Raw genomic sequence first — 21357 nt, 5'->3', positions numbered from 1 at the left:
GCGGATACGGTGTGCGGGTGGGCGAGCGTCGAGACCTCCCGTCACCGTCCGGAGCGTGACTCGATACGGTCGGTGCCGGCTTCGCCGGTCGGTTCGCGGCGTTCCACCTCGGGGTCGTCCCCACCCGCATCGCCGTCACCGTCGTCGTGAGCACCGCCGTCCCGCCCAGCCGGGTGGGTGTCCTCGTGTCGCTCGATGGGTTCGTGCAGCGGCTCTGCGTCGCGAACCACCTCGGTCGCGTCCGGGTCGCCGGGCGGAACCCGCAGTTCTGCCACCCCCGTGTTCTCCGGCCAGCCCTCGTCCATCGCGGTCTCGAAGTCCTGGCCGCGGACGTGCGCGAGCAGGAGGAACAGCGGGCCGCCGTGCGTGACGACGAGCACCGTCTCGTCGGGGACGGCACCGGCGACCAGCGCATCCCAGCCCCCGATGACGCGCTCCCGGGCGTCGACGAGCGATTCGCCGCCGGGCGGCGTCGCCTCCGCGGCCGCGATGCCCGACGCGAGCAACGAGTACTCCGGGTGCCCCTCGAACACCTCCTCCACGGTGAGCCCCTGGAGGTCGCCGAAGGAGCGCTCGCGCCAGCGGCTGTCGAACGATGGGTCGAGGTCGAGGCTGGCCAGCAGTTCGGCGGTCGTCTCCCGCGTCCGGCGGAGGTCCGAGGCGACGACCCGGTCGACCGCGTACGCCTCGGCGATGGCCGCGCCGGCTCGGCGGGCCTGCTCGCGACCACGCTCGGTCAGCGGCGTCGGCGCCCACCCCTGCATGCGGCCCTCGCGGTTCCACGTCGTCTCCCCGTGCCGGAGCAACAGGACGGTAGTCACTACCGGAGAGAGGAGCGCGCCGAGTATGAGCGTGGCGGGACTGGAGGAGGGGCCCTGATGGCGGAGACGGTACTTGAGTGGGCTAGTGGGTTCGTGTCAACGGCCACGGGGACAGCGCCACACGCCTTACCCATGCAGCGAGAGTCGGGGGGCGCCCTCCAGGAGTCCGCCACGACCGAGCAGCTACGAGAACCGGATGGAGTCGCCGGCCACGACCCGGCCGCCGTCGCCGCCGAGGCGCTGGGCGACCGGGTCGTCGGGCGCGAGACGCATCGCAACTGCGAGGCGTTCGTCGTGCGCGCGGACGCCGTCGCCGACGCGCTCGCGCGCCTGCGGGCCGCCGGATTCGACCACTGTGCCTGCGTCACCGCTCAGGAGTACGACGACCGTTTCGAGACGATCTACCACCTCCGGAGCTACGACGATGCCACGTTCGAGACGGCGCTCGTCGTCCCGACGCGACACGAGGGGCCCGTCAGCGAGTCCGGCGCGAGCGTCTTCGACACCGCCGACTGGCACGAGCGCGAGGCCTACGACCTGTTCGGCATCGAGTACGACGACCACCCCGACCTGCGGCGCATCCTCCTGCCCGAGACCTGGCAGGGCCACCCGCTCCGCGAGGACTACGACCAGGAGAGCGCACAGGTCGTCACGCTCCGCGAGCACGCGAACCCCCTGCAGGAGGACGGCCGCGACGGCGACACGATGTTCCTCAACATCGGCCCGCACCACCCCTCCACGCACGGCGTGCTCCATCTGGGCGTGACGCTGGACGGGGAGACGGTTGCCGACGTGGAGCCGGATATCGGCTACATCCACCGCTGCGAGGAGCAGATGTGCCAGCAGGGGACCTACCGCCACCAGATCATGCCGTACCCCGACCGGTGGGACTGGGGCGGCGCCGGCCTGCTCAACGAGTGGGCGTACGCCCGCGCGGCCGAGGACCTCGTCGACATCGACGTGCCCGAGTACGCACAGGTCATCCGGACGATGAGCGCCGAACTCTCGCGGATGCTCTCGCACCTGCTCGCCGTCGGCACGTACGCGCTCGACGTCATCGGCGAGTTCACGGCGTCGTTCATGTACGCCATCCAGGACCGCGAGCGCGTCCAGAGCCTCGTCGAGGACCTCACCGGCCAGCGCCTGATGTTCAACTACTTCCGGCTCGGCGGCGTGGCGTGGGACCTGCCCGAGCCCCGCGAGGAGTTCCTCGACAGCGTGGTGGATTTCACCGACCACCTCCCGGGGCGCCTGCGCGAGTACCACGACCTGCTCACGGCGAACGAGATCATGCAGATCCGCACGGTCGACACCGGCGTACTGGAGCCGGACGTGGCGAAATCCTACGGCGTCACCGGCCCGGTCGCCCGCGGCTCCGGGGTCGACTACGACCTCCGGCGCGACGACCCGTACGGCTACTACGACGAGCTCGACTGGGATGTCGTCACCGAGGACGGCTGCGACAACTACGCCCGGCTCCTCGTGCGGCTGCGCGAACTGGAGGAGTCCGCCCGCATCGTCGAGCAGTGCGTCGACCTCCTGCGCGACTGGCCCGAAGACGACCGGACCATCCAGGGGAACGTCCCGCGGACCATCAAGCCCGACCCCGACGCCGAGATCTACCGCGCCGTCGAGGCCGCCAAGGGCGAACTCGGGATCTACATCCGCTCGGACGGGACCGACACGCCCGCACGCTTCAAGATCCGTGGCCCCTCGTTCTCGAACCTCCAGGCGCTCCCGGAGATGAGCGAAGGCGAGTACATCCCCGACCTCGTGGCGACGCTCGGGTCGCTGGACACGATCATGGGCGAAGTGGATAGGTGAAGTCGTCGCCCGGCTGACGAGCAGAACGCACGGACGAACGAGCGACCTCGGCTTACTCCCGCCCAGTCCACTTCGCCAGCAGCAGCGTCCCCTCGAAGAGGACGATCATCGTCGCGGCGACGATGATGGGCGCCATCCCGGTCGGATCCGGGCTGAACAGGAAGGCGAGGCCGGCGAACGCGCCCCAGAAGTAGAGACGCTTGGTCGCCATCCACCGCCGGGTGACCAGCCCCATCATCAGCGCGAGGCTGACGAACAGGGGGATCTGGAAGATGATGGCGAAGCCGCCCAGCATCAGGACCATCAGGTCGAACGTCTCGGTCAGGCCGAACGCGATGACCGTCGCGTCCTGGGAGTAGAAGACGAAGTAGGTGAAGATGGCCGGCAGCACCAGCAGGTGCGCGAAGGCGATGCCGGCTGCGGCGAGGATGAGACTGGTCGGGACGCTGGCGAGGTAGTAGCGGCGCTCCTTCGGGTAGAGCCCCGGCCGCATGAACAGGTAGGTCTCGTAGACGAACACGGGGAGCGAGACCACCAGACCCGCGAGCGTGGCCATCTTCAGCCGCGCGAAGATGAGCGCGAGCGGGTTGTAGACGCGGGCACAGGCCGCACCGCCGTTCGCGATGTTGGGGTTGGCCGGGCACTGCGAGAGCTGGCCGGGCAGGTAGGAGAACCAGAGGAAGTTGATGATGCGCTCGGCGAACGGGAAGACGATGGCCGAGACGACGGCCATCACGATGATGACCACCCCCAGCCGCCGGACCATCTCCTCGATGTGGTCGGCCAGCGGCATCTCCTGGTCGCTCGCGGGCCCGTCCCCGAAGTCGTTCTCGACGGTCGTCGTCGAGGTTGGGTCGGCGTATCCGCCGTCCGACTCGGGCTGTCCGGTGGCCCCGCCCACCACGTCCTCGGTCTCGACCGAGGAGTCGGGCGTGTTCGGGTTCGCGGGGTAGGCCTCGGCCGCCTCGTCGTCGGCGTCGTAGTCTGGGACCTCCGTCTCCACGTCGGGGAACGGGTCCTCCCACTCCTCGTCGTCCGCGGGACCCCACTGGGCCTCGGGGTCGCCTGCCGGCTCGAGGTCCGACTGCGACACCGGCTCCCGCTCGGGCGCCGGTTCGGGCGTCTCGGTCTCGTCGGCCTCGTCGTCGTCCTCCGGAACCGGCGAGACGGCCTCGTCCTCGAGCGAGCGCTCCGCCGCGTCGTCCGTGACGATGCGGTCGTCGGCGTCGTCGGCCGGGTCCGTGTCGGCAGCCACGTCATCCGTGTCCGCATCCGCATCGTCCGCCACGTCGTCCCCGTACGGACCGTCACTGACGGCCTCGTCCGCTGCCGCGGCCGGGTCCGGGTCCGGGTCCGCCTCGGGCGAGGGGGAGAGGTCACCGACCTCGTCCGTGGGGCCGTCCTCCAGCTCGTAGGCCCCCTCGTCGGCGTCATCTGGTCCGGAGGGGTCCTCGTCCGTGGGGGCGTCCTCGGGTTCGGAGGGGTCCTCGTCGCCGGAGCCGTCGCTCTCGGATTCGTCGACGGCTTCGGACGCGTCCTCGGCCGGCTCGTCGGTATCGTCCGACGACCGCCGGTCCGACCCCTCGTCGTCCATCACCCGAGTGTGCGGTCCATGCGCTTGTAAGCCTTCCCTCCTCGCGCCTCCGCTACTCCACCAGCCGCTCGATTTCGGTCACGAGAATGTCGCGCGCGCCGGCCTCCTTCAGGCGGGTGATGGTCTCGAACACCTCTCGTTCCTCGACGACGACGTGGACCGCGACGGCGTCCTCCTCGGCACCGTCGCCGTCTTCACCGGGTGTCTCCGACGCCCGGCTGTCGACATCCATCACCGTCGGCCCGCCCATGCCGGGGATGACATCCTCGACGTCGGCCAGCGAGTCGCTGGGGACGTTCATCATCAGGTAGCGCTTCCCCTCGGCCGCGAGGACGCTCGCGAGCGCGGTCTCGACCTGCCGGACCTTCTCGTCGTCGACCCGGTCGGGATGGGCGTACAGCCGCACGGACGACTGGAGCACCTCGTCGACGATGGCGAGCCGGTTCATCCGCAGGGTCGTCCCCGTCGAGGTGATGTCGACGATGGCGTCGGCCATATCGACATGTGGGGTGAGCTCGGTGGCCCCCGAGACCTCGACGATATCGGGACTCACGTCGGTCCCCTCGAAGAACGTCCGGGTGATGTTCGGGAACTCCGTGGCGACGGTCCCATCCGCGAGGTCGGCGGTCTCGCGGATGGGGCCGTCCTCGGGCGATGCGAGGACGAGCCGGCACTTGCCGAGCTCCAGGTCGAGCAGTTCCTCGAGGTCGGTGCCGTGTTCGTGCTCGTGGACCTGGTCGCGGCCGGTCACACCGACCGCGGCGGCGCCGTCGGCGACGTAGGCGGGGATGTCGGCCGCACGGGCGAACAGCACCTGCACGTCCGGGTCGACCGTGTCGGCGTACAGTTTCCGGTCGCTCCCGTTCTCGACGTGGAGCCCGGCGCGCTCGAGCAGGGAGAGCGTCGGCTCGTGGAGGCGTCCCTTGTTGGGTACCGCGATGCGCATACCGCCCCCTCGCGGTCGACCGGGGAAGGCGTTTCGGGCGACGGGGACCGGCGGAACCACGACCACTTATCCCCGGTCCACCACAACGCCGGCCGTGCGACTCGTCCACGCCTCGCTCCCGCCGGGGACGTACGGGAAGGTCGTCGCCCTCCTCGAGGAGGAGGGCATCGACTACACGGTCACCGAGGAGACCAGCGACCGCTACACCCACGTCGTGACGTTCCCGCTCCCGACGAACGCCGTCGAGCCGGTCCTCACGTCGCTCGCGGAGGTCGGCATCGACGAGGACGCGGTCACGGTGGTGACGGAGGCCCAGGCCGTCTCCTCGAAGCAGTTCGAGGAGCTGGAGGCGCGGTTCGCCAAGGAGGAAGCGAGCGAGGACCGCATCGCGCAGGTCGAGCTCCGGGAGACGGCCGAGAGCCTCGCCTCGACCCCATCGACGTACGTCACGCTGACCGTCGTGAGCGCGGTGGTCGCGACCGCCGGGCTGTTGCTCGACTCCCCCGCAACGGTCGTCGGGTCGATGGTCATCGCTCCGCTTATCGGGCCGGCGATGGCCGCCGCCGTCGGCACCGTCATCGACGACGGCGACCTGTTCCGTCGGGGCGTGAAGTTCCAGGCGCTCGGCGTCGTCCTCTCGGTGCTGGCGGCGACGGCCTTCGCCTTCCTCGTCGAGTCGACCAACCTCGTCCAGGTGACCGACCCCCGGGCAATCGAGCAGGTCCGCGAGCGCCTCGCACCCGACTTCCTCTCGCTCGCGGTCGCGCTCGGCGCGGGGACCGCCGGCGCCGTCTCGCTCACCACCGGCGTCTCGACCGCGCTCGTCGGCGTCATGATCGCCGTCGCGCTCATCCCGCCCGCCGCTACCGTCGGCATCGGTATCGCCTACGGGCTGGAGACGGTCGCCCTGTCGGCCGGCGTCCTCACGCTCGTCAACCTGCTGTCGATCGAGCTCGCGGCGCTGCTCGTCCTCTACTACGCCGGCTACGCGCCGGAGGGGTTCCTCCGGGCGAAGGGCGCACGCATGGCGACGGTCAAGCGCGTCGGCGCGCTGTTCGTCGGCATCGCCGTCCTCTCGGTGTTCCTCGGGGGAGTCACCTACGACTCCTACCAGCAGTCACAGACCGAGGATGCCATCGAGGCGGCCATCGACGACGCGCTGGCTGCCGACTACGGCTCGGTCGACCGGCTCGACACCACCGTCGAGTACGAACAGCACCTGCTCGTCATGCAGCGGCCCACCAGCGTCGTCGTCACGGTCGGGGTCCCGCCGGACGGGGAGACGGCGGGACTGGTGTCGACGCTCGACGCGCGCATCGACGAGGCCGTCGGATACGACGTGCACGTCGAGGTCCGGTTCGTCACCGTCGAACACGCCGCGGGGCTCGCACCGCCGACATCGGCACGGACTGTGGAGGCCCCGGCCCCGACGACCGACGCTCAAAGGGCCGTTTGACATTCGAGGAGACACTTTTCCCACCCCGTTGCAGCACGGGATGCATGCGACGCAGCGTTGCCGCGCTGAGCCTGGCTGTCCTCCTCGTGACCGCCGGGTGCAGCGCCCCGCTCGGATTGACCGGTGCCCCCAGCGATGGGGTGAACCAGAACCCTGCCGACGCCGGTGACGGCCCCGAGAGCCAGCCGGAGATGGCGCCGAACGACGCCGACCGAACCATCCAGGTCGCCGCCAGCGGCACCGCCGAGGCCGAGCCCGACCGCGCGGTGGTCAGCGTGGCGGTCGTCGCCCGGTCGGACAACGTCTCCGTCATCCGCGACCGGCTCGCGGAGAACGCCACGGCGATGCGCGAGGCGCTCGCCGAGGCCGGTATCGACGCCGACCAGGTCGTCACCACCCGGTACGACATCCGGCAGAACTACCGCTACGACCCCGAACGCAACCCCGACCAGCCCCGGTACCAGGGCCAGCACGCGTTCGCCATCACGCTGAACAACACCTCCCGGGCCGGCCCGACCGTCGTGACGGCGCTGGAGAACGGCGCCAACCGCGTCGAGGGCATCGATTTCACCCTCACGGAGGAGACGCGCCGTGAACTCCGGAACGAGGCGCTCGCCGAGGCCGTCGATGTCGGCCGCACGCAGGCGGAGACGGCCGCCGACGGCACCAGCCTCGACATCACGGGCGTCGCCTCGGTCGAGACCGCCGAGACGAGCGTCCGGCCGTACCGCGTCGAGGAGACGGCCGCCTTCGCCGCCGCCGGCGACAGCGGCGGCGCCAGCACCTCCTTCGAGGGCGGCACCGTCACGGTCACCGCGCAGGCACTGGTCACCTACAACGCGACCAGCGCCAACTGAATCGAGCACGCGACCGCCGGCCCCTACGACGCGCCGACCGTCGAGGCCCCGGCCGGGGGGTCGGATGCCGGTAGTCCGGAATTACCGGCTCCAGGACCGCTCAAACCACCATTTCACGTTACGCACGGTATATCTCCTCGGACGGCGTCTGGGATGGCATGTCCACAGCACGCCCGGCCACAGCCGTCGCGACCGCCCTCTTGCTCCTGCTCGCCGGGTGCACCACGTTCAGCGTCAGCGCCGACCCCAGCCCCGTCGCTGGCGCGTCGCTCGCCGACCCGGTCGCGGCCTCGAACGACACCGCGGCGCCCACGGTCTCGACGACCGGCGTCGGTGAGGTCTCGGCCGCCCCCGACGAGGCCGTCGTCTCGCTGACGGTCACCGCGCTGGCCGACACGGCGGGCGAGGCCCGCGAGCGCGTCGCCGCCGACACGGCGGCCGTCCGCGCCGCGCTCGCCGACGCCGGGTTCGCGACCGTCGAGACCACCCACTACTCGCTGACCGCCGAGTACAACTACACCCACGACGGCCGCGACCTTCGTGGCTACCGTGCCACCCACGGCCTCGAGGTGACCACGACGCCCGACCGCGCCGGTGACGCCGTCGACACGGCCGTCGCGGCCGCCGAGGACCGGCGCGCGGGCGAGAGCACCGTCCGCGTCGACGCCGTCCGCTTCGGCCTCACCGACGACGCCCGCGCAGCCGTCCGAGCCGAGGCGCTCACGCTCGCCACCGAGAACGCCCGCGCCGACGCCGACGCGGTCGCCGCCGCGGCCGGCCTCGGTATCGACGGCGTCCGGTCGCTGTCGGTCGGGTCGCCCGCCGGCCCGGTCTACGACTACGACCGCGCGTTCGCCGAGGGTGGCGCCGGCGGCGACGCCACGCCGACCACGTTCACCCCCGGCGATGTGACCGTCACCGTCGAGGTCAGGGCGGCCTACACGCTGGGCGACGGGAACTGAGAGCGGAGAGAACAGCAGGTCCGGACGACCGCCGGCGGGCGGGACGTCGCGAGCGGCCTCAGTCGTCGTCGGCGACGTTGCGCCGGTTCCCGATACCGCTGGCGGCGGCGAACACGTCGCCGAACTCCTCGTGCGGCTCGGCGTGTTCGTCGCGGTGGCGGTGACACAGCGACTCCCGGCCCCGGGACCCGACGGTGTGGAGGTCGGGACGCTCGGCGCTGCAGACGCCGCCGAACTCCTCGCGCAGCAGGTCGAGTGCGGCGGACTCGCTCCGGGACTGGACGAGCGATTCGGCCTCCTCGACGGTCTCGCGGACGCTTCCCGACAGCTCGATGTCGGCGAACACCTCGTCGTTGATCTCGGTGATATCGGAGAACCGCGTCTCCAGTCCGAGCAGCTCCTTCGCGATCTCGCGGAGCGACCGTTCGGCGCGGTCACGCTCGCGGAGGATCTCCTGGAACGTCTCGATGGCACGCCAGACCTCGTCGTCGAGGTGCTGGTACTCCTCGGGCCGGATCTTCACCGGGCACCGCGTCGAGAAGGGGCAGCCCGACGGCGGGTAGCGCGGCGACGGCGGCGTCCCGCGCAGGGTGACCCGGTCCTTCTCGACGGAGGGGTCGGGTTCGGGAATCGCCGACAGCAGCGAGAACGTGTACGGGTTCGCCGGGGAGTCGAACAGCTCCTCCGTCGGCCCGAGCTCCATGATGTTGCCGAGGTACATCACGGCGACGCGGTCACAGATGTGCCGGACGACGCTCAGGTCGTGCGCGATGAAGAGGTAGGTGAGGTCGAACTCGTCCTGCAGGTCGTCGAGCAGGTTGAGGATCTTCGCCTGCACGGAGACGTCCAGCGCACTCACCGGCTCGTCCAGCACGACGAACTCCGGCTCCAGGGCGAGCGCCCGGGCGATACCGATTCGCTGGCGCTGGCCGCCGGAGAACTGGTGGGGGTAGCGGTAGTAGTGGGCCTCCTGCAGGCCGACCGTCGAGAGCAGCTCCCGGACGTGCGCACGCTGGAGCTGTGCCCGTGTCGGTATCACGTCGACCTCGACCGTGTTCCCCTCGACGGAGACGCCGAGGTCGTCCTCCTCCAGCGGCATCGCCTCGCGGATATCGACCGAGGGGCCGTCGAGGTGGACCGTGATGTCCACGTCGCGGCCGGTGGCGTCAGCTGGTGCCCGCGTGACCTTCTTGCCCTGCACCGTCGCCGCGTCGGCACCGCTCCCGGTGAGCCGGACCGACAGGTGCGGCCAGCCGTGGACCTCCAGCGGCTCGCGGACGATCTCCCCGACCGTCATCCGGTCGTTGAGCGACGACTCGGGGTCCTGGAAGACGATCTGGGCGTTCCGGCGCCACTGCTTCAGGTCGCTCCCCGAGAGCTCCGTGATGTCCGTCCCGTCGAACAGCACCTCGCCGGCGGTGGCGTCCTCGAGCTGCACGAGCGTCCGGCCGAGCGTGGTCTTCCCGCAGCCGGACTCGCCGACGAGCCCGAGCGTCTCGCCGCGCTCGATGTCGAACGAGACGCCGTCGACGGCCTTGACCGGATTCCCGCCGAGCAGGTTGTCCGTGTCGTAGTAGGTCTTCAGCTCGTTCACCTGTACGAGCGGGTCGGCGCCCCGACCGTCCGCGTCGGCGTCGGCGTCGGTGCCGCTCCCGGAACCGTCGCCGTCGGCCGGCGTGTCGGTGCTCATCGGTGCTCACCTCCGGAGCCGTCGGCCGCGGTCTGTGGCTCCTCGCCGTCGGTGTTCGAATCCGTCTCACCGCCGATGACCCGCTCGGCGGCGTTGCCGAGCTGGCGGTGGCGCTCGACGCGCTCCTCCTCGGTCGAGCCCTCCGGATACAGCAGACAGGCTGCGGCGTGGTCCGTGTGGTCCTGCCCGACGTCGACCGGGACCGGATGGACCGCCTCGCAGGCGTCGAACGCCTCCGGACAGCGCGGCGCGAACCGGCAGTCACGGGCCGGCTCGTTCGCGGTCGGCACGTCGCCCTCGATGGTTCGGAGTCGATCCTCGTCCGGGTGCCGGCCGGGGATGGACTCGAGGAGCCCCTGCGTGTACGGGTGCTTGGGGTTGTCGAACAGGTCCCCGACGGGCGCCGACTCGACGATCTCGCCCGCGTACATCACGTTGACGCGGTCGGCGATCTCCGCGATGACGCCCATGTCGTGGGTGATGAACATGATGGAGAGGTCCCGCTCGTCCTGCAGGTCCTGCAGCAGCTCCAGGATCTGTGCCTGGATGGTCACGTCGAGCGCGGTGGTCGGTTCGTCGCAGATGAGCAGCTCCGGGTCACAGGCCAGCGCCATCGCGATGACGGCCCGCTGGCGCATCCCGCCCGAGAACTGGTGGGGGTACTCGGTGATACGGCGGCGGGCGTCCGGGATGGAGACGGCCTCCAGCAGCTCGACCGCCAGCTCCCGGGCCTCGGCGCCCTCCAGCCCCCGGTGGAGCCGGATGGCCTCGCGGATCTGGTTGCCGACGGTGTAGACCGGATTGAGCGACGTGAGGGGGTCCTGGAAGACCATCGCGATGTCGCCGCCGCGGATCTTCCGGTAGGCATCCTCGCTCTTGCCGACCAGCTCCTCGCCGCGATACTCGATGGACGACCCCTCCAGGATGCGGCCGGGCGAGTCCACCAGCCCCATGATGGAGCGGGCGGTGACGGACTTGCCCGAGCCGGATTCACCGACGATACCGACGGTCTCGCCCGGTCCGATGGTGAACGAGGCGCCGTCGACCGCACGGATGATCTCCTTGTCGGTGAAGAAGGCCGTCCGGAGGTCCTCGACGGCCAGGGTGGGCTGGGTGCCGCTCATGCACCACCACCCGCCATGGCGCCCTCGGTACTCTCGCCGCCCTCGCTCTGCGGGTCGATGGCGTCGCGGATGCCGTCACCCAGGGCGTTGAACGCGGTCACCACGATGACGATCATGATACCGGGGATGGTCCCGATATGCCAGGACTGGGTGGCGATGTACGGCTCCCCGATGGCCACCGCCCGGCCCCACTCGGGGGTGGGGGTGGTGATACCGAGTCCGAGGAACGACAGCGCCGCCGTCGAGATGATGATGCCGCCCAGCGTCATCGAGGCGTACACCAGCAGGTAGCCGACCACGTACGGCAGCATGTGCTTGCGCATCGTCGCCGACGGCTTCTGCCCGTACGAGCGGGCGGCGTCGATCCACTCCTGGTTCGACACCTGCAACGCGGGCCCACGGATGGCGCGCCACAGCAGCGGCCAGCCGGTGAACGCGAAGATGAGCGCGATGAGGAACCCGCGGTTGTAGATCGCCGCGATCGGATGCCCCCGGAAGACCGCCACCGCCATGAGGAGCAACAGCAACTGCGGGATGGAGATGATGGAGTCGCCGACGACGACCGTCGCGAGGTCGACCAGTCCCTTGTAGTAGGCCGTCAGCATCGCCGCGACGGTGGCGATGAGCCCGGAGAGTCCGATGGCCATCAGGCCGACGAACAGCGAGACCCGCGACCCGTACATCATGAACGTGAACAGGTCCTTCCCGGAGTCGAGCGTTCCGAACGGATGGAACCTGCCGTAGTCGTCGTAGCTCAGCAGGCCGTAGTTCGAGTCGCCACCGCCCTGCGACCGGGAGTCGCCGTTGGCCGCGCCGACGAAGGTCTGCTCGACACTGCCGGCCTCCTCGTCGAAGTAGGAGATCTCGTAGCTGTATGGCTGCTCGATGTTGCGCTCGACGGTGGTGGGCGAGAGCGCCGGCGCGAACAGCGCCATCACGATGAACGCCAGCACGACCACGGCCCCGAACTGGCCCCAGGTGTGGCCGCTGAACCGGTTGACCACGTCGTCGCGGGGCGTCCAGTCGGCGTAGCGGTAGTGCCGGCGGAAGACACGGTAGCCGTTGGCGAGCCATCCGAACAGCACCGCGGCGTAGACGTAGACCAGTGCGAACCGGATGAACCACGCGAACGCGGGCGGAAGCCCGAGGAAGGTTCCCTCCCAGGGGCCGTCGTTGCCACCGTTCACGTCGTACCCCTGGTTGGGGATGATGTCACGCGAGAGCAACGTCGGGATCTCGCTGGCGCTCTGGACCACCGCGTCGAGTCCGTAGGCGGAGGGGGTCACGCCGGGGGCGGCTGCCACGGCCCCTCGGATGAACGAGACGAGCAGGCTGGCGACCGCTCCCGCCTCCAGTAACACGAGGACCGCCAGAACCCCGGCCCAGATGGCCGCCGGCCGGGGGTTGGCCGCGATGCGCTCGAACAGACCGGCGTCCCGTGGAATCGTCGTCTCGTCGTCCGATACGCCCGGAAGGATGGTTTCGTTGCTCATTATTCCTCGTACCCCACTCGGGGGTCGATGATGGTGTACAGCAGGTCCTGGACGATGTTCAGCACCAGCGTGAGCAGGATGAAGATGAACGACAGCGCGCCCACCAGCGGCAGATCACCCGCCAGGGCCGCCGAGAAGAACAGCTGTCCCAGGCCGTTGTACGAGAAGACCGATTCGACGATGATGGAGCCGCCGATGAGGAGGAACGCCTCGCCGGTGATGATGGGCACCAGCGGGATGAGCGCGTTCCGGAAGACGTGCTTCCAGACGATGGCTCGCTCGCTCAGCCCCTTCGCCCGGGCCGTCTCCACGTAGTTCGAGTTGATGGTCTCCAGCACGGCGGTCCGTCCGATACGCATCTCGTTGCCCATCGAGGACGAACCCAGCACCAGCGCCGCCGGGAGCACCACCTTGATGGCGGCGAACAGTCCGGTGAGCGCCGCCGCGGGCGCGGTGACGAACATCGTCGGGTCGGCGAAGAACGCGAGATCAGGCGCCCGGACGATGGTCGTCTCGACACCGAGGTCCTGCCAGGAGAAGCCGAACAGCTTCCGACTGTTCGACAGCACCTGCAGCAGGATGACCGCCAACCAGAAGTTCGGCATCGCACGCCACACGATACCACCGAAGGAGGCGAGGTAGTCGCTCCGGGTGTTGGGATTGAGTCCCGCGTAGAACCCGAGCGGGATACCGATGAACAGGGCGATGAGGACCGACCAGAAGCCGAGCCAGATGGTCCGGGGGGCCCGCACCGCGACCAGTTCGATGACGGAGGTCGCCGGGTTGAGCACCCAGGACTCCCCCAGGTCGAACGTCAGCAGCTGGGTCATGAAGTCGATGTACTGCTGCCACAGCGGCACGTCCACGTACCTGACCTCCCCGTTGACCATCACCTGTCGCTCGATACCGAGCCGGACCGCGATGCGGTGATAGTCGCCGGCCCCGCTGGTCGGGCCGATGATGCTGCGAACCGGGTCCGCCGGCCCGGCTCGCGTGATGAGAAACACCATCGACATGGCGAACAGCAGGATGGGGATCGACAGGGCGACCCGCCGACCGAAGTAGCGCCACCTGCTCATCGTTCCGAACGGTCCTGTTGGAGCGAACTTCGCATGATTCGATACGCTGAAATGCTTATCTCGGACGTGAATATACCCTTTGGTGTTGGGCTCTCGATACGCGTGCTGACACCGCTAGGCGGGACTCACGAGTGATGACGCGGCGGCGTCACACCACCGCGACATCCGCGGTCCGCCCAGCGGCGAGGCCGGTCGGTGACCTCAGTTGCCGCCGCCTTCCTTCCAGGTGGTGTCGTGCATCTGCCGCGACGGACCCATGGAACCGAACGGCTGGACGTTCGTGTTCGGGTACCAGAAGCGCTCGTCGGAGGCGTGGATGACGTTCAGGAGGATGACGTCCTCCCAGTTGGCCTGCTCCATCGTCACGGCGGCCTCGTCGCGGGCCTGCTGGGCCTCGTCGGTCGGCGCCTGGTTGTTCTGGATCTTCTCCCAGGCGGCCTGGGCGTCCCGGCGTGCCTGCGTGTCGGCGTCGTCCCAGTCCGTGTAGGTGGTCGCCGAGGAACCCAGCTCGTCGACGTCCGTCAGCGACGGCGCCATCAGCTGGAGGAAGTTGTCCGGCGCGGGCCAGTCCGCGATCCAGCCCAGCGTGTAACACTGCAGGTTCCCGTTGTTCCCCTTCTCGATGATGGTCGAGAAGTCCGTCGGCTCGACGGTGACGTTGACGTACGCCGAGGAGAGCTTGTCGCGCAGTCCCTCGGCGAGCTGCTGGAACGCCCCGGAGTTGTACGCGTTGATGGTCAGGTCGAACGTGTTGTCCGGCCCGTAGCCGGCGTCCTCCATGACCTGCTTGGCGTCGTCGATACGGGTCTCGCCGACACCGTACGGGTAGTTCTCCTCGACGTCGCTGTTGTAGGCGCTCGCACCGCCCGGGTAGATGCCCGGCGGCGTCAGGTTGTAGCCCGGCTGGAACCGCTCCTTGAACACGGACTGGTTGACCTCCTCGCGGTTGAGGACGTAGGCGGCGGCCTGCCGGACCGGCTTGGGGGCCTGCTTCGCGTTGAACGCGATGTAGTAGGTCAGCAGCGTCGGCGACTGGGAGTAGCGGACCTCCTCGCCGCTGGCCTCACCGGAGCCCAGCGGGCCGTACTTGCCCAGCTTCTTGCCATCGTCGGTCTCCTGCTGGACCGTCACCTGCCCCTTGTCGTACTTCGAGGTGGGGATGGCGAGGAAATCGGAGTTCTTGTTGGTCGAGTAGGTGTAGGACGCCTGGTCCTCCTCGATGATGGCCCAGTAGATGCCGTCGAGGTAGGGGCGGCCATCGACGTGGTAGTCGCCGTAGGCCTCGATCTCGGCGTGGTCACCCTCCGTCCACTCGACGAACTGGAACGGCCCGGTGCCGCTCGGGTTGGCGGTGGCGAACTCGGACTGGCTCATCTCGCCCTCGTACCCCTCGATATCCCCGACGACCCCCTCCGGGATCACCGCGAACGACGAGTAGGCCATCATCTCCATCGAGGAGTGGAACGGCTCGGAGAGTTCGATCGTCAGCTCGGAGTCGCTCGTGGCCTCGACCGCGATACTGCCCGGCACGTAGTTCCCGTCCTGGGTCTCGTGCGCGACGCCGAGGCTGTCGAGGATGAAGTACTGCCGGTTGGAGTTCTCGGACTGGGCCAGCCGCTCCCAGGAGTACACCACGTCCGACGCGGTCAGCTCTGACCCGTCGTGGTACGTGACGCCGTCCTTGAGCGTGACCGTGTACGTCGTGAAGTCCTCGCTGACGCTGATGTCGCTGGCCAGCGAGTTCTCCGTCTTCGGCTCCCCGTTGGGGTACTTCGTCAGCCCCTCGAACAGCTGCCGGATGACGACACCGCCGGCGGTGTCCGTGTTCTGGATGGGGTCGAAGGTGGTGATGGTGGAGTTGATGAGCTGGAGGGTGCCGCCCGTGTCGCCCTCGCTGGGCTCGGGGACGGGATACCACTCGGCACCACCGCTGCCACCGTCGCCGCCGTCGCCGCCGTCGCCGTCGCCACCGTCGCCGGTACAGCCGGCCACGGTCGCGGCCGCCGCGGCACCGCCAGTCGCTTTCAGGAAACTACGACGCGAAAGGTCGTTCTCGGTCATGTATCGTGTATTGTGTCAGGGTTATCGACGCGTCTCCGACGCGCCGTGGCCGAACGTCGATTCACCGTGTCCGCGTGCCATACAGCCGAACGTATCGATATATACGCAAGTAGCTATCGTATGCTGAAATCACGATTTCACTAACAGTGGTATACAGACGCATGCACCGCGGATAACCGACCGTTCGTTCACCCCGTGCCGGTGATTCCGGGCCACAGAGAGGCCGAATCGGCGTCGATATCCGGCACGTTTATGTTGGATTGTCAGTTACTGTCATAGTATGGCACCCGACACCGCGCGGGCGTCCGGATTGGCGCCCGACTGTGAGGTGATGGGCTCCGTCGACGACGACCGGTTCGTCATCGCGGCCATCTGTCGCGACGGCGCCTGGCTCTCGATGCAGGCCGCGGAGGCCCTCGATCTCGAGGGCTGGCGGTAGCCGTCGCGGGTGCGGCAGGAACGGTCGTGACGGGCCATCGATGCCCCGCCGCGACCCTCCGAAACGTTCCGTTCCGCTGTCGACCATCACTGGACCCTCAGAGCCATCTGCCGCGCGCTCACTCCTCGCCGCCGACGATATCGTCGTAGCGCGCACCGGTCTGCTTCAGCGTCTCCGTCGAGAACAGCCGCTCGTGTTCGAAGGGGAGGTGCTCGGCGGCGAGTTCGTCCACCTTCTCGTCGACGGCAGCGGCCTCCCGGCCGTGGACCATCGTGAACAGGTTGTACGGCCAGTCCTGCTCCGGCCGACGAGGCCGGTGGTAGCACAACGTCACGTACGGGAGCGCCCCGACCGCCTCACCCCGCGCGTCTAGCTCCTCGTCGGGCACGTCCCAGACGACCATGCAGTTGGCGTCGAAGCCCGTGACGAGGTGGTTGACGACACAGCCGATACGCTTGATGCAGCCGTTGTCGCGGAGGCGCTCGACCGCCGCCAGCACGTCGTCGACCGGCGCGTCGATGGCGTCGGCCACGTCCCGGTACGGCGTCCGGGTCAGCGGGAAACCGTCCTGGATCTCCAGCAGGAGCCGCCGTTCGAGGTCGCTGAAGTCGGCGGTCGCCTCCTCGGAGATGCGGGTCGCGTCGACCTCGGTCTCCTGCAGCGATTCCCGCGCGAATCGGTCCCCGTTGACGACGGGGAACTCCAGGTCGATGTAGAAGTCCGTCAGCATCGGCAGCACGAGCACCTCACAGCCCGTTCGAGCCTCGATATCATCGAGGATGCGGTCCCGTGTCCCCCGGCTCCCGGCAGTGACGACGAACCACATGTTCCACTCGTGGCTGCGGCGGTAGTTGTGGTTCACCTGCCGGTAGCCGTTGATGACCTCCGCGACCTCCTCGAACCGGTCCTCGGGGGCCCGGACGGCTGCGAGCGTCGACGAGCCGATGACGGGCGGGTTGAGGACGGCCCCGAAGCGGCGGAAGACGCCGCGCTCGCGGAGCGCCCGCACCCGTTCGAGCGCCTCGGCCTCCTCGATGCCGAGGTCCGCAGCCACGACCCGGAACGGCTCCTCGACGACGGGGAAGCCGGACTGGTAGCCGTCGACGAGCGCCGCGTCCACCTCGTCGAGCCCGGCGCGCCAGTCCTCGTCGCTCCCGCCGGCCCCCAGCGAACTCATTGCCCGAGGTTGGGGTCGGGGTGACTTGCCTCCGTCGGTCGCGGATGGACGCGGGGGCACCGAAAACGGGGGCGGGAGCCGCGGCCGGGCGGCACGAAATAGCTGCGGAGTGGACAGGATTATTGATCAACATCACCACACTGTTCAGATAACTGGTGGGCGGGTGAACAGCCGCGGCGATAACCGTGTAATGTGCGACCCGCAGACGCTGGTCGACGGCGAGAACCGTGGTGAAGGGCAAGGATGAAACCCTCTAGCGTGTAGACAGCGTACACGAATGCCGACGGCACTCATCACCGGGGCGACGAGCGGGATCGGCCGGGACGCGGCGGTCCGGCTCGGCGACGACGGCTGGCGCGTACTGGTCCACGGCCGCGACGCCGAGGCCGGCGCCGAGACGGTCGCACAGGTCGAGGAGGCGGGTGGCGAGGCCTCCTTCCACGCCGCCGACTTCGCCGACCTCGATGCGGTCCGTGCGTTCGCCGCGGAGATACGCGAGTCGGTGGACGAACTCGACGTCATCTGCAACAACGCCGGGCTGGCCATCAACGAGTTCCGCGAGAGCGAGCAGGGCTTCGAGCTCCACTTCGCCGTCAACCACCTCGCGGGCTACCTCCTCACCCACGAGATAATCGACCTGCTGGCCGACGACGGCCGTGTCGTCAACACGGCATCGGTCGCGCACCGCAACGGCGACCTCGACTTCGAGGAGATCCGCGAGAACGGCCGCACCGGCGTCCCCGGCATCACGGGCGCGAAGGAACTGGCCCCCCTGCGGAAGCTCGGGCAGGCGACCGGCGTGACCGAACGGACCGGGCTCAACGGGTTCGCCTTCTACTCCAACTCCAAGCTCTGCAACGTGCTGTTCACGAAGGAGCTCGCGCGGCGGCTCGGCGAGAACCAGCAGTGCAACTGCTTCCATCCCGGCATCATCCCGGGCAGCGGCGTCGGCCGGGACCTCGCCTTCCCCGGCTCGCTGCTGTGGGAGAGCCTCGACCTCGTCCCCGGCGTGAGCGACACCGTCGAGGACGGCGGGAGGGCGATGGCGAAGCTCGCTGCCGACCCGAACGTGACCGTGACCGGCGCGTACTTCAACAAGCGGCGGAAGGCCCGCGCCTCGCCCAGCGCCCGCGACGAGGACCGCGCGACCCGGCTGTGGGCGCTGTCGGCCGACCTCGTCGACGTGGACCCGAACTGGCCCTGAGCCGGGCGGCCGAACCACGGCGGACCGCCACGTCCCCGACGGCACGCCGGCACCCGCTGTCGCGTCCGAATCCGGACAAAGAACCCCCATCCATGACCGCGGGAACTGGCATTAGGCTCGCGACCGTACCCGCCGTATGGACCTACCGGACCTCTCCGGACGCACGATACTCGTGACGGGGGCGACCAGCGGCGTCGGACGGGACGGCGCCATCCGCCTCGGTGCCCGCGGGGCACGTGTCCTCGTCCACGGGCGCGACGCGGAGCGCGGGCAGGCGACCGTCGACGCCATCGAGGACGCCGGCGGCGAGGCCTCCTTCCACCCCGCGGACTTCACGGACCTCGAGAAGGTCCGCGACCTCGCGGACGCGGTAAAAGGCGCGACCGACGAACTGGATGTCCTCTGCAACAACGCCGGTCTCTACACCAGCTACCGTGGCCACACCGAGCAGGGGTTCGGGATGATATTCGGCGTCAACCACGTCGCGCCGTTCGTCCTCACGCACGAGCTGGCCGACCACCTCGCCGAGGACGCCCGCGTGGTGAACACGGCATCGGTCGCGCACCGCTTCGCGCAGCTCGACCTCGACATGGTCGAGCGCAAGCGCGGCCTGACGGGCCCGGCGGTCGAGCGCTACTGCGAGTCGAAGCTCTGTAACGTCCTGTTCACGCGCGAGCTCGCGCGCCGGCTCGGCCCCGCGACGGCCAACTGCTTCCACCCCGGCAACATCCCCGAGAGCAACTTCACCCGTGACCTGCCGTTCCCGCTGTCGCTGGGTGCCGACGCGCTCTCCGCACTGCCCTCGATCCCCGGACTGACCGACAGTGTCGAGGACGGCGGCCGGGCGCTGGCGTATCTCGCCGCGGCCGAGGGCGTCGAGGGCGTCACCGGCGAGTACTTCGACAAGCGGGAGCTGACCGACCCGGCACGGACCACCAAGGACGACACACTGGCGCGCCGGCTCTGGGACCTCACCGCCGACCTGGCGGCTGTCGATTCCGAACTTCCACAGGGACCGGCGACCCGCGACGCCGAACCCGAGGGCCGGGCCTCCCGGGGCGTCCGCATCGACGTGACGGACGCGGGCAGCGGCACGGACGACACTGGTAGCAGCACCGACGACACGGGCGGCGGCCCCGAATCGAACGGAGCCGCGGACGCCGAGGCCGGGTCGACCGCGGCGGGCGACGACGGCGCCGTCGACGTCGAGGTGACGGACGCCTCGGCGACGCCCGGCGACGCCACGACGACGGCCGACGACCGGGTGCTGACGGACCTCGACGGCGTGGGGCCGACGACGGCCGAGGCGCTCCGGGCGGCGGGCTTCGAGTCCGTGGCCGACGTGCGCGCGGCCGCGGCGGCGGACCTGACCGTGGCCGACGGCGTCGGCCCGGCGAAGGCCCAGCGCATCAAGGCCGACGCCGGCGAGGGGTGAGCCGCTGCACCGGGTCCACCCCGACGAGGGCGACAACTGGACGGGTGCCCGGGACCTGGGAGCGACGCGGGGTGTTTTTGATGCCGCCGACCCGACGGTGGGGTATGGCGAAAGCGACCGAGCCCGACACCGAGTTCGGGGAGTGGCCCCTCAAGCGACTGATGACGGAGGTCGTCGGCTCAGGACACAAGTCCGCCGACGACATGACCCGCGAGCAGGCCCGCGACGCGTTCGCGCGCATCCTCGCGGGCGAGCCCGACCCGACCACGCTGGGGGCGTTCTGGCTGGCCAACCGCTGGAAGCGCAACACGCCCGAGGAGCTGGGTGCCTACGTCGACGTGATGGCCGAGGAGTCCGTCGTCGGGCACGCGCCGGACTGCGACCCCGTCGACTGCGGCGCCAACTACGACGGCAAGGGCCGGACCGCCCTGCTCGGCGTCGCCGCGGGCGTCACGGCCGCGGCCGCGGGCACGCCAGTCGTGGCCCACTCGGGTGACCGCGTGCCGACCCAGAAACAGGACTCCTACAAGCAGGTCCTCGACGAACTCGGCGTCGAGACGGACCTCGACCCGGAGGCCTCGGCGGCGATGACCGACGACGTCGGCTTCGGCTACTACTACCAGCCGAAGTTCAACCCGGGCGTGACCGACCTGTTCGACCGGCGCGACGAGATGGGCGTCCGCACGTTCGTCAACACCATCGAGACGCTCGCGAACCCCGCCGACGCCGGCGTCCACCTGGGCTCGTTCTACCACCTCCCGTACGCCGTCCGCATCATCGAGACGTTCCAGCAGGCCGAGACCGCCGACATGGACCGCGTCGTGATGTTCCAGGGGCTCGAGGGGTACGACGATATCCGTCCCGGAAGCACGAAGGTCGCTGTCTGGGACCGGGGCGACGACGTGGAGGACTTCGACATCGAGACCCCCGAGTACGGGATGGACTTCGAGAGCGAGGACCTCCAGGTCGACGACATCGCACGCGACTCCGCGGCCATCACGGAGGCCGTGCTGCACGGCGACCGGACGGACCGCTTCGCCGACGCCGTCGCGCTCAACGCCGCGCTCCGCATCTACGCCCGCGGCGACGCCGACGACATCGACGCCGGCCTCGACACCGCACGCGAGGCGCTCGATTCGGGTGCTGCTGCCGCGACGCTCGAAGAACTGCAGGACTTCTGATTAGAATTCGAGAG

At 69.5% G+C, this 21357-nt stretch carries 17 protein-coding genes; 8 read left to right on the top strand and 9 right to left on the bottom strand.

Going from position 1 to position 21357, the window contains the following annotated elements:
• Positions 1-41: 41 nt before the first annotated feature.
• Complete coding sequence (locus tag NL114_RS12380) at positions 42-821, bottom strand: histidine phosphatase family protein (protein ID WP_254821228.1); 780 nt, start codon at positions 819-821, stop codon at positions 42-44.
• A gap of 132 nt (positions 822-953) precedes the next feature.
• On the opposite strand from NL114_RS12380, the gene NL114_RS12375 reads away from it, so the two are divergent.
• Positions 954-2645: an NADH-quinone oxidoreductase subunit D gene (locus NL114_RS12375; protein WP_254821227.1), complete on the top strand. Its 1692-nt coding sequence runs from the start codon at positions 954-956 to the stop codon at positions 2643-2645.
• A 52-nt stretch (positions 2646-2697) separates the two neighbouring features.
• Here the strand turns inward: NL114_RS12375 and tatC are convergent, their stop codons facing one another.
• Positions 2698-4239, bottom strand: a complete 1542-nt coding sequence (tatC, locus tag NL114_RS12370; protein WP_254821226.1) for a twin-arginine translocase subunit TatC — start codon at positions 4237-4239, stop codon at positions 2698-2700.
• A gap of 52 nt (positions 4240-4291) precedes the next feature.
• Complete coding sequence (gene hisG / locus NL114_RS12365; RefSeq protein WP_254821225.1) at positions 4292-5185, bottom strand: ATP phosphoribosyltransferase; 894 nt, start codon at positions 5183-5185, stop codon at positions 4292-4294.
• A 94-nt stretch (positions 5186-5279) separates the two neighbouring features.
• On the opposite strand from hisG, the gene NL114_RS12360 reads away from it, so the two are divergent.
• The 3 genes from NL114_RS12360 (at position 5280) to NL114_RS12350 (ending at position 8460) form a co-directional block, all read left to right on the top strand.
• On the top strand, positions 5280-6641 hold the full coding sequence (locus tag NL114_RS12360; protein ID WP_254821224.1) for a TIGR00341 family protein: 1362 nt from the start codon (positions 5280-5282) through the stop codon (positions 6639-6641).
• A gap of 44 nt (positions 6642-6685) precedes the next feature.
• Positions 6686-7498, top strand: coding sequence for an SIMPL domain-containing protein (locus NL114_RS12355; protein ID WP_254821223.1), 813 nt, complete (start codon positions 6686-6688; stop codon positions 7496-7498).
• Positions 7499-7656: 158 nt separating this feature from the next.
• The gene (locus NL114_RS12350) at positions 7657-8460 is read left to right on the top strand and encodes an SIMPL domain-containing protein (RefSeq protein ID WP_254821222.1); all 804 of its coding nucleotides are present in this window, start codon (positions 7657-7659) and stop codon (positions 8458-8460) included.
• Between the two features lie 58 nt (positions 8461-8518).
• On the opposite strand, the gene NL114_RS12345 is transcribed toward NL114_RS12350, so the two are convergent.
• From NL114_RS12345 to NL114_RS12325, 5 genes are all read right to left on the bottom strand, one after another.
• Positions 8519-10150: an ABC transporter ATP-binding protein gene (locus NL114_RS12345; RefSeq protein ID WP_254821221.1), complete on the bottom strand. Its 1632-nt coding sequence runs from the start codon at positions 10148-10150 to the stop codon at positions 8519-8521.
• A complete protein-coding gene (locus NL114_RS12340; protein WP_254821220.1) occupies positions 10147-11274 on the bottom strand; it encodes an ABC transporter ATP-binding protein in 1128 nt (375 codons plus the stop codon). The genes NL114_RS12345 and NL114_RS12340 overlap by 4 nt, the downstream gene beginning before the upstream one ends.
• Positions 11271-12767 (bottom strand): ABC transporter permease, encoded by a 1497-nt coding sequence (locus NL114_RS12335; RefSeq protein WP_254821219.1) that lies wholly within the window; start codon positions 12765-12767, stop codon positions 11271-11273. Before NL114_RS12335 ends, NL114_RS12340 begins: the two co-directional genes overlap by 4 nt.
• A complete protein-coding gene (locus NL114_RS12330; RefSeq protein ID WP_254821218.1) occupies positions 12767-13846 on the bottom strand; it encodes an ABC transporter permease in 1080 nt (359 codons plus the stop codon). The genes NL114_RS12335 and NL114_RS12330 overlap by 1 nt, the downstream gene beginning before the upstream one ends.
• Before the next feature lie 201 nt (positions 13847-14047).
• Entirely contained in the window at positions 14048-15907 is a 1860-nt protein-coding gene (locus NL114_RS12325) for an ABC transporter substrate-binding protein (protein WP_254821217.1), read from the bottom strand.
• Positions 15908-16187: 280 nt separating this feature from the next.
• Between NL114_RS12325 and NL114_RS12320 the strand changes: the two genes are divergently transcribed.
• Entirely contained in the window at positions 16188-16346 is a 159-nt protein-coding gene (locus tag NL114_RS12320; RefSeq protein WP_254821216.1) for a DUF7556 family protein, read from the top strand.
• A 118-nt stretch (positions 16347-16464) separates the two neighbouring features.
• Here NL114_RS12320 and ahbB read toward each other — a convergent pair whose 3' ends face one another.
• Entirely contained in the window at positions 16465-17523 is a 1059-nt protein-coding gene (gene ahbB / locus NL114_RS12315) for a siroheme decarboxylase subunit beta (protein ID WP_254821215.1), read from the bottom strand.
• A 277-nt stretch (positions 17524-17800) separates the two neighbouring features.
• Here ahbB and NL114_RS12310 point away from each other — a divergent pair, with 277 nt between their 5' ends.
• The 3 genes from NL114_RS12310 to NL114_RS12300 all read left to right on the top strand — a co-directional run bounded on the left by NL114_RS12310 (position 17801) and on the right by NL114_RS12300 (position 21343).
• Positions 17801-18727 carry an SDR family NAD(P)-dependent oxidoreductase gene (locus NL114_RS12310; protein ID WP_254821214.1) on the top strand — a complete coding sequence of 309 codons (927 nt, stop codon included), beginning with the start codon at positions 17801-17803 and terminating at the stop codon, positions 18725-18727.
• A 136-nt stretch (positions 18728-18863) separates the two neighbouring features.
• The gene (locus NL114_RS12305; RefSeq protein WP_254821213.1) at positions 18864-20162 is read left to right on the top strand and encodes an SDR family NAD(P)-dependent oxidoreductase; all 1299 of its coding nucleotides are present in this window, start codon (positions 18864-18866) and stop codon (positions 20160-20162) included.
• A gap of 104 nt (positions 20163-20266) precedes the next feature.
• Positions 20267-21343: an anthranilate phosphoribosyltransferase gene (locus NL114_RS12300; protein WP_254821212.1), complete on the top strand. Its 1077-nt coding sequence runs from the start codon at positions 20267-20269 to the stop codon at positions 21341-21343.
• The last annotated feature ends 14 nt before the right edge of the window (positions 21344-21357 follow it).

The sequence above is a fragment of the Haloglomus halophilum genome (assembly GCF_024298885.1).
GTDB lineage: Archaea > Halobacteriota > Halobacteria > Halobacteriales > Haloarculaceae > Haloglomus > Haloglomus halophilum.
This window is presented reverse-complemented; position numbering and strand designations above follow the sequence as displayed.

Excerpts from the sequence above, each read along its gene's own strand:
- NL114_RS12375 (WP_254821227.1), top strand. The coding sequence starts at position 954 with ATGCAGCGAGAGTCGGGGGGCGCCCTCCAGGAGTCCGCCACGACCGAG.
- tatC (WP_254821226.1), bottom strand. The coding sequence starts at position 4,239 with ATGGACGACGAGGGGTCGGACCGGCGGTCGTCGGACGATACCGACGAG.
- hisG (WP_254821225.1), bottom strand. The coding sequence starts at position 5,185 with ATGCGCATCGCGGTACCCAACAAGGGACGCCTCCACGAGCCGACGCTC.
- NL114_RS12355 (WP_254821223.1), top strand. The coding sequence starts at position 6,686 with ATGCGACGCAGCGTTGCCGCGCTGAGCCTGGCTGTCCTCCTCGTGACC.
- NL114_RS12350 (WP_254821222.1), top strand. The coding sequence starts at position 7,657 with ATGTCCACAGCACGCCCGGCCACAGCCGTCGCGACCGCCCTCTTGCTC.
- NL114_RS12345 (WP_254821221.1), bottom strand. The coding sequence starts at position 10,150 with ATGAGCACCGACACGCCGGCCGACGGCGACGGTTCCGGGAGCGGCACC.
- NL114_RS12340 (WP_254821220.1), bottom strand. The coding sequence starts at position 11,274 with ATGAGCGGCACCCAGCCCACCCTGGCCGTCGAGGACCTCCGGACGGCC.
- NL114_RS12335 (WP_254821219.1), bottom strand. The coding sequence starts at position 12,767 with ATGAGCAACGAAACCATCCTTCCGGGCGTATCGGACGACGAGACGACG.
- NL114_RS12330 (WP_254821218.1), bottom strand. The coding sequence starts at position 13,846 with ATGAGCAGGTGGCGCTACTTCGGTCGGCGGGTCGCCCTGTCGATCCCC.
- NL114_RS12325 (WP_254821217.1), bottom strand. The coding sequence starts at position 15,907 with ATGACCGAGAACGACCTTTCGCGTCGTAGTTTCCTGAAAGCGACTGGC.
- NL114_RS12320 (WP_254821216.1), top strand. The coding sequence starts at position 16,188 with ATGGCACCCGACACCGCGCGGGCGTCCGGATTGGCGCCCGACTGTGAG.
- ahbB (WP_254821215.1), bottom strand. The coding sequence starts at position 17,523 with ATGAGTTCGCTGGGGGCCGGCGGGAGCGACGAGGACTGGCGCGCCGGG.
- NL114_RS12310 (WP_254821214.1), top strand. The coding sequence starts at position 17,801 with ATGCCGACGGCACTCATCACCGGGGCGACGAGCGGGATCGGCCGGGAC.
- NL114_RS12305 (WP_254821213.1), top strand. The coding sequence starts at position 18,864 with ATGGACCTACCGGACCTCTCCGGACGCACGATACTCGTGACGGGGGCG.
- NL114_RS12300 (WP_254821212.1), top strand. The coding sequence starts at position 20,267 with ATGGCGAAAGCGACCGAGCCCGACACCGAGTTCGGGGAGTGGCCCCTC.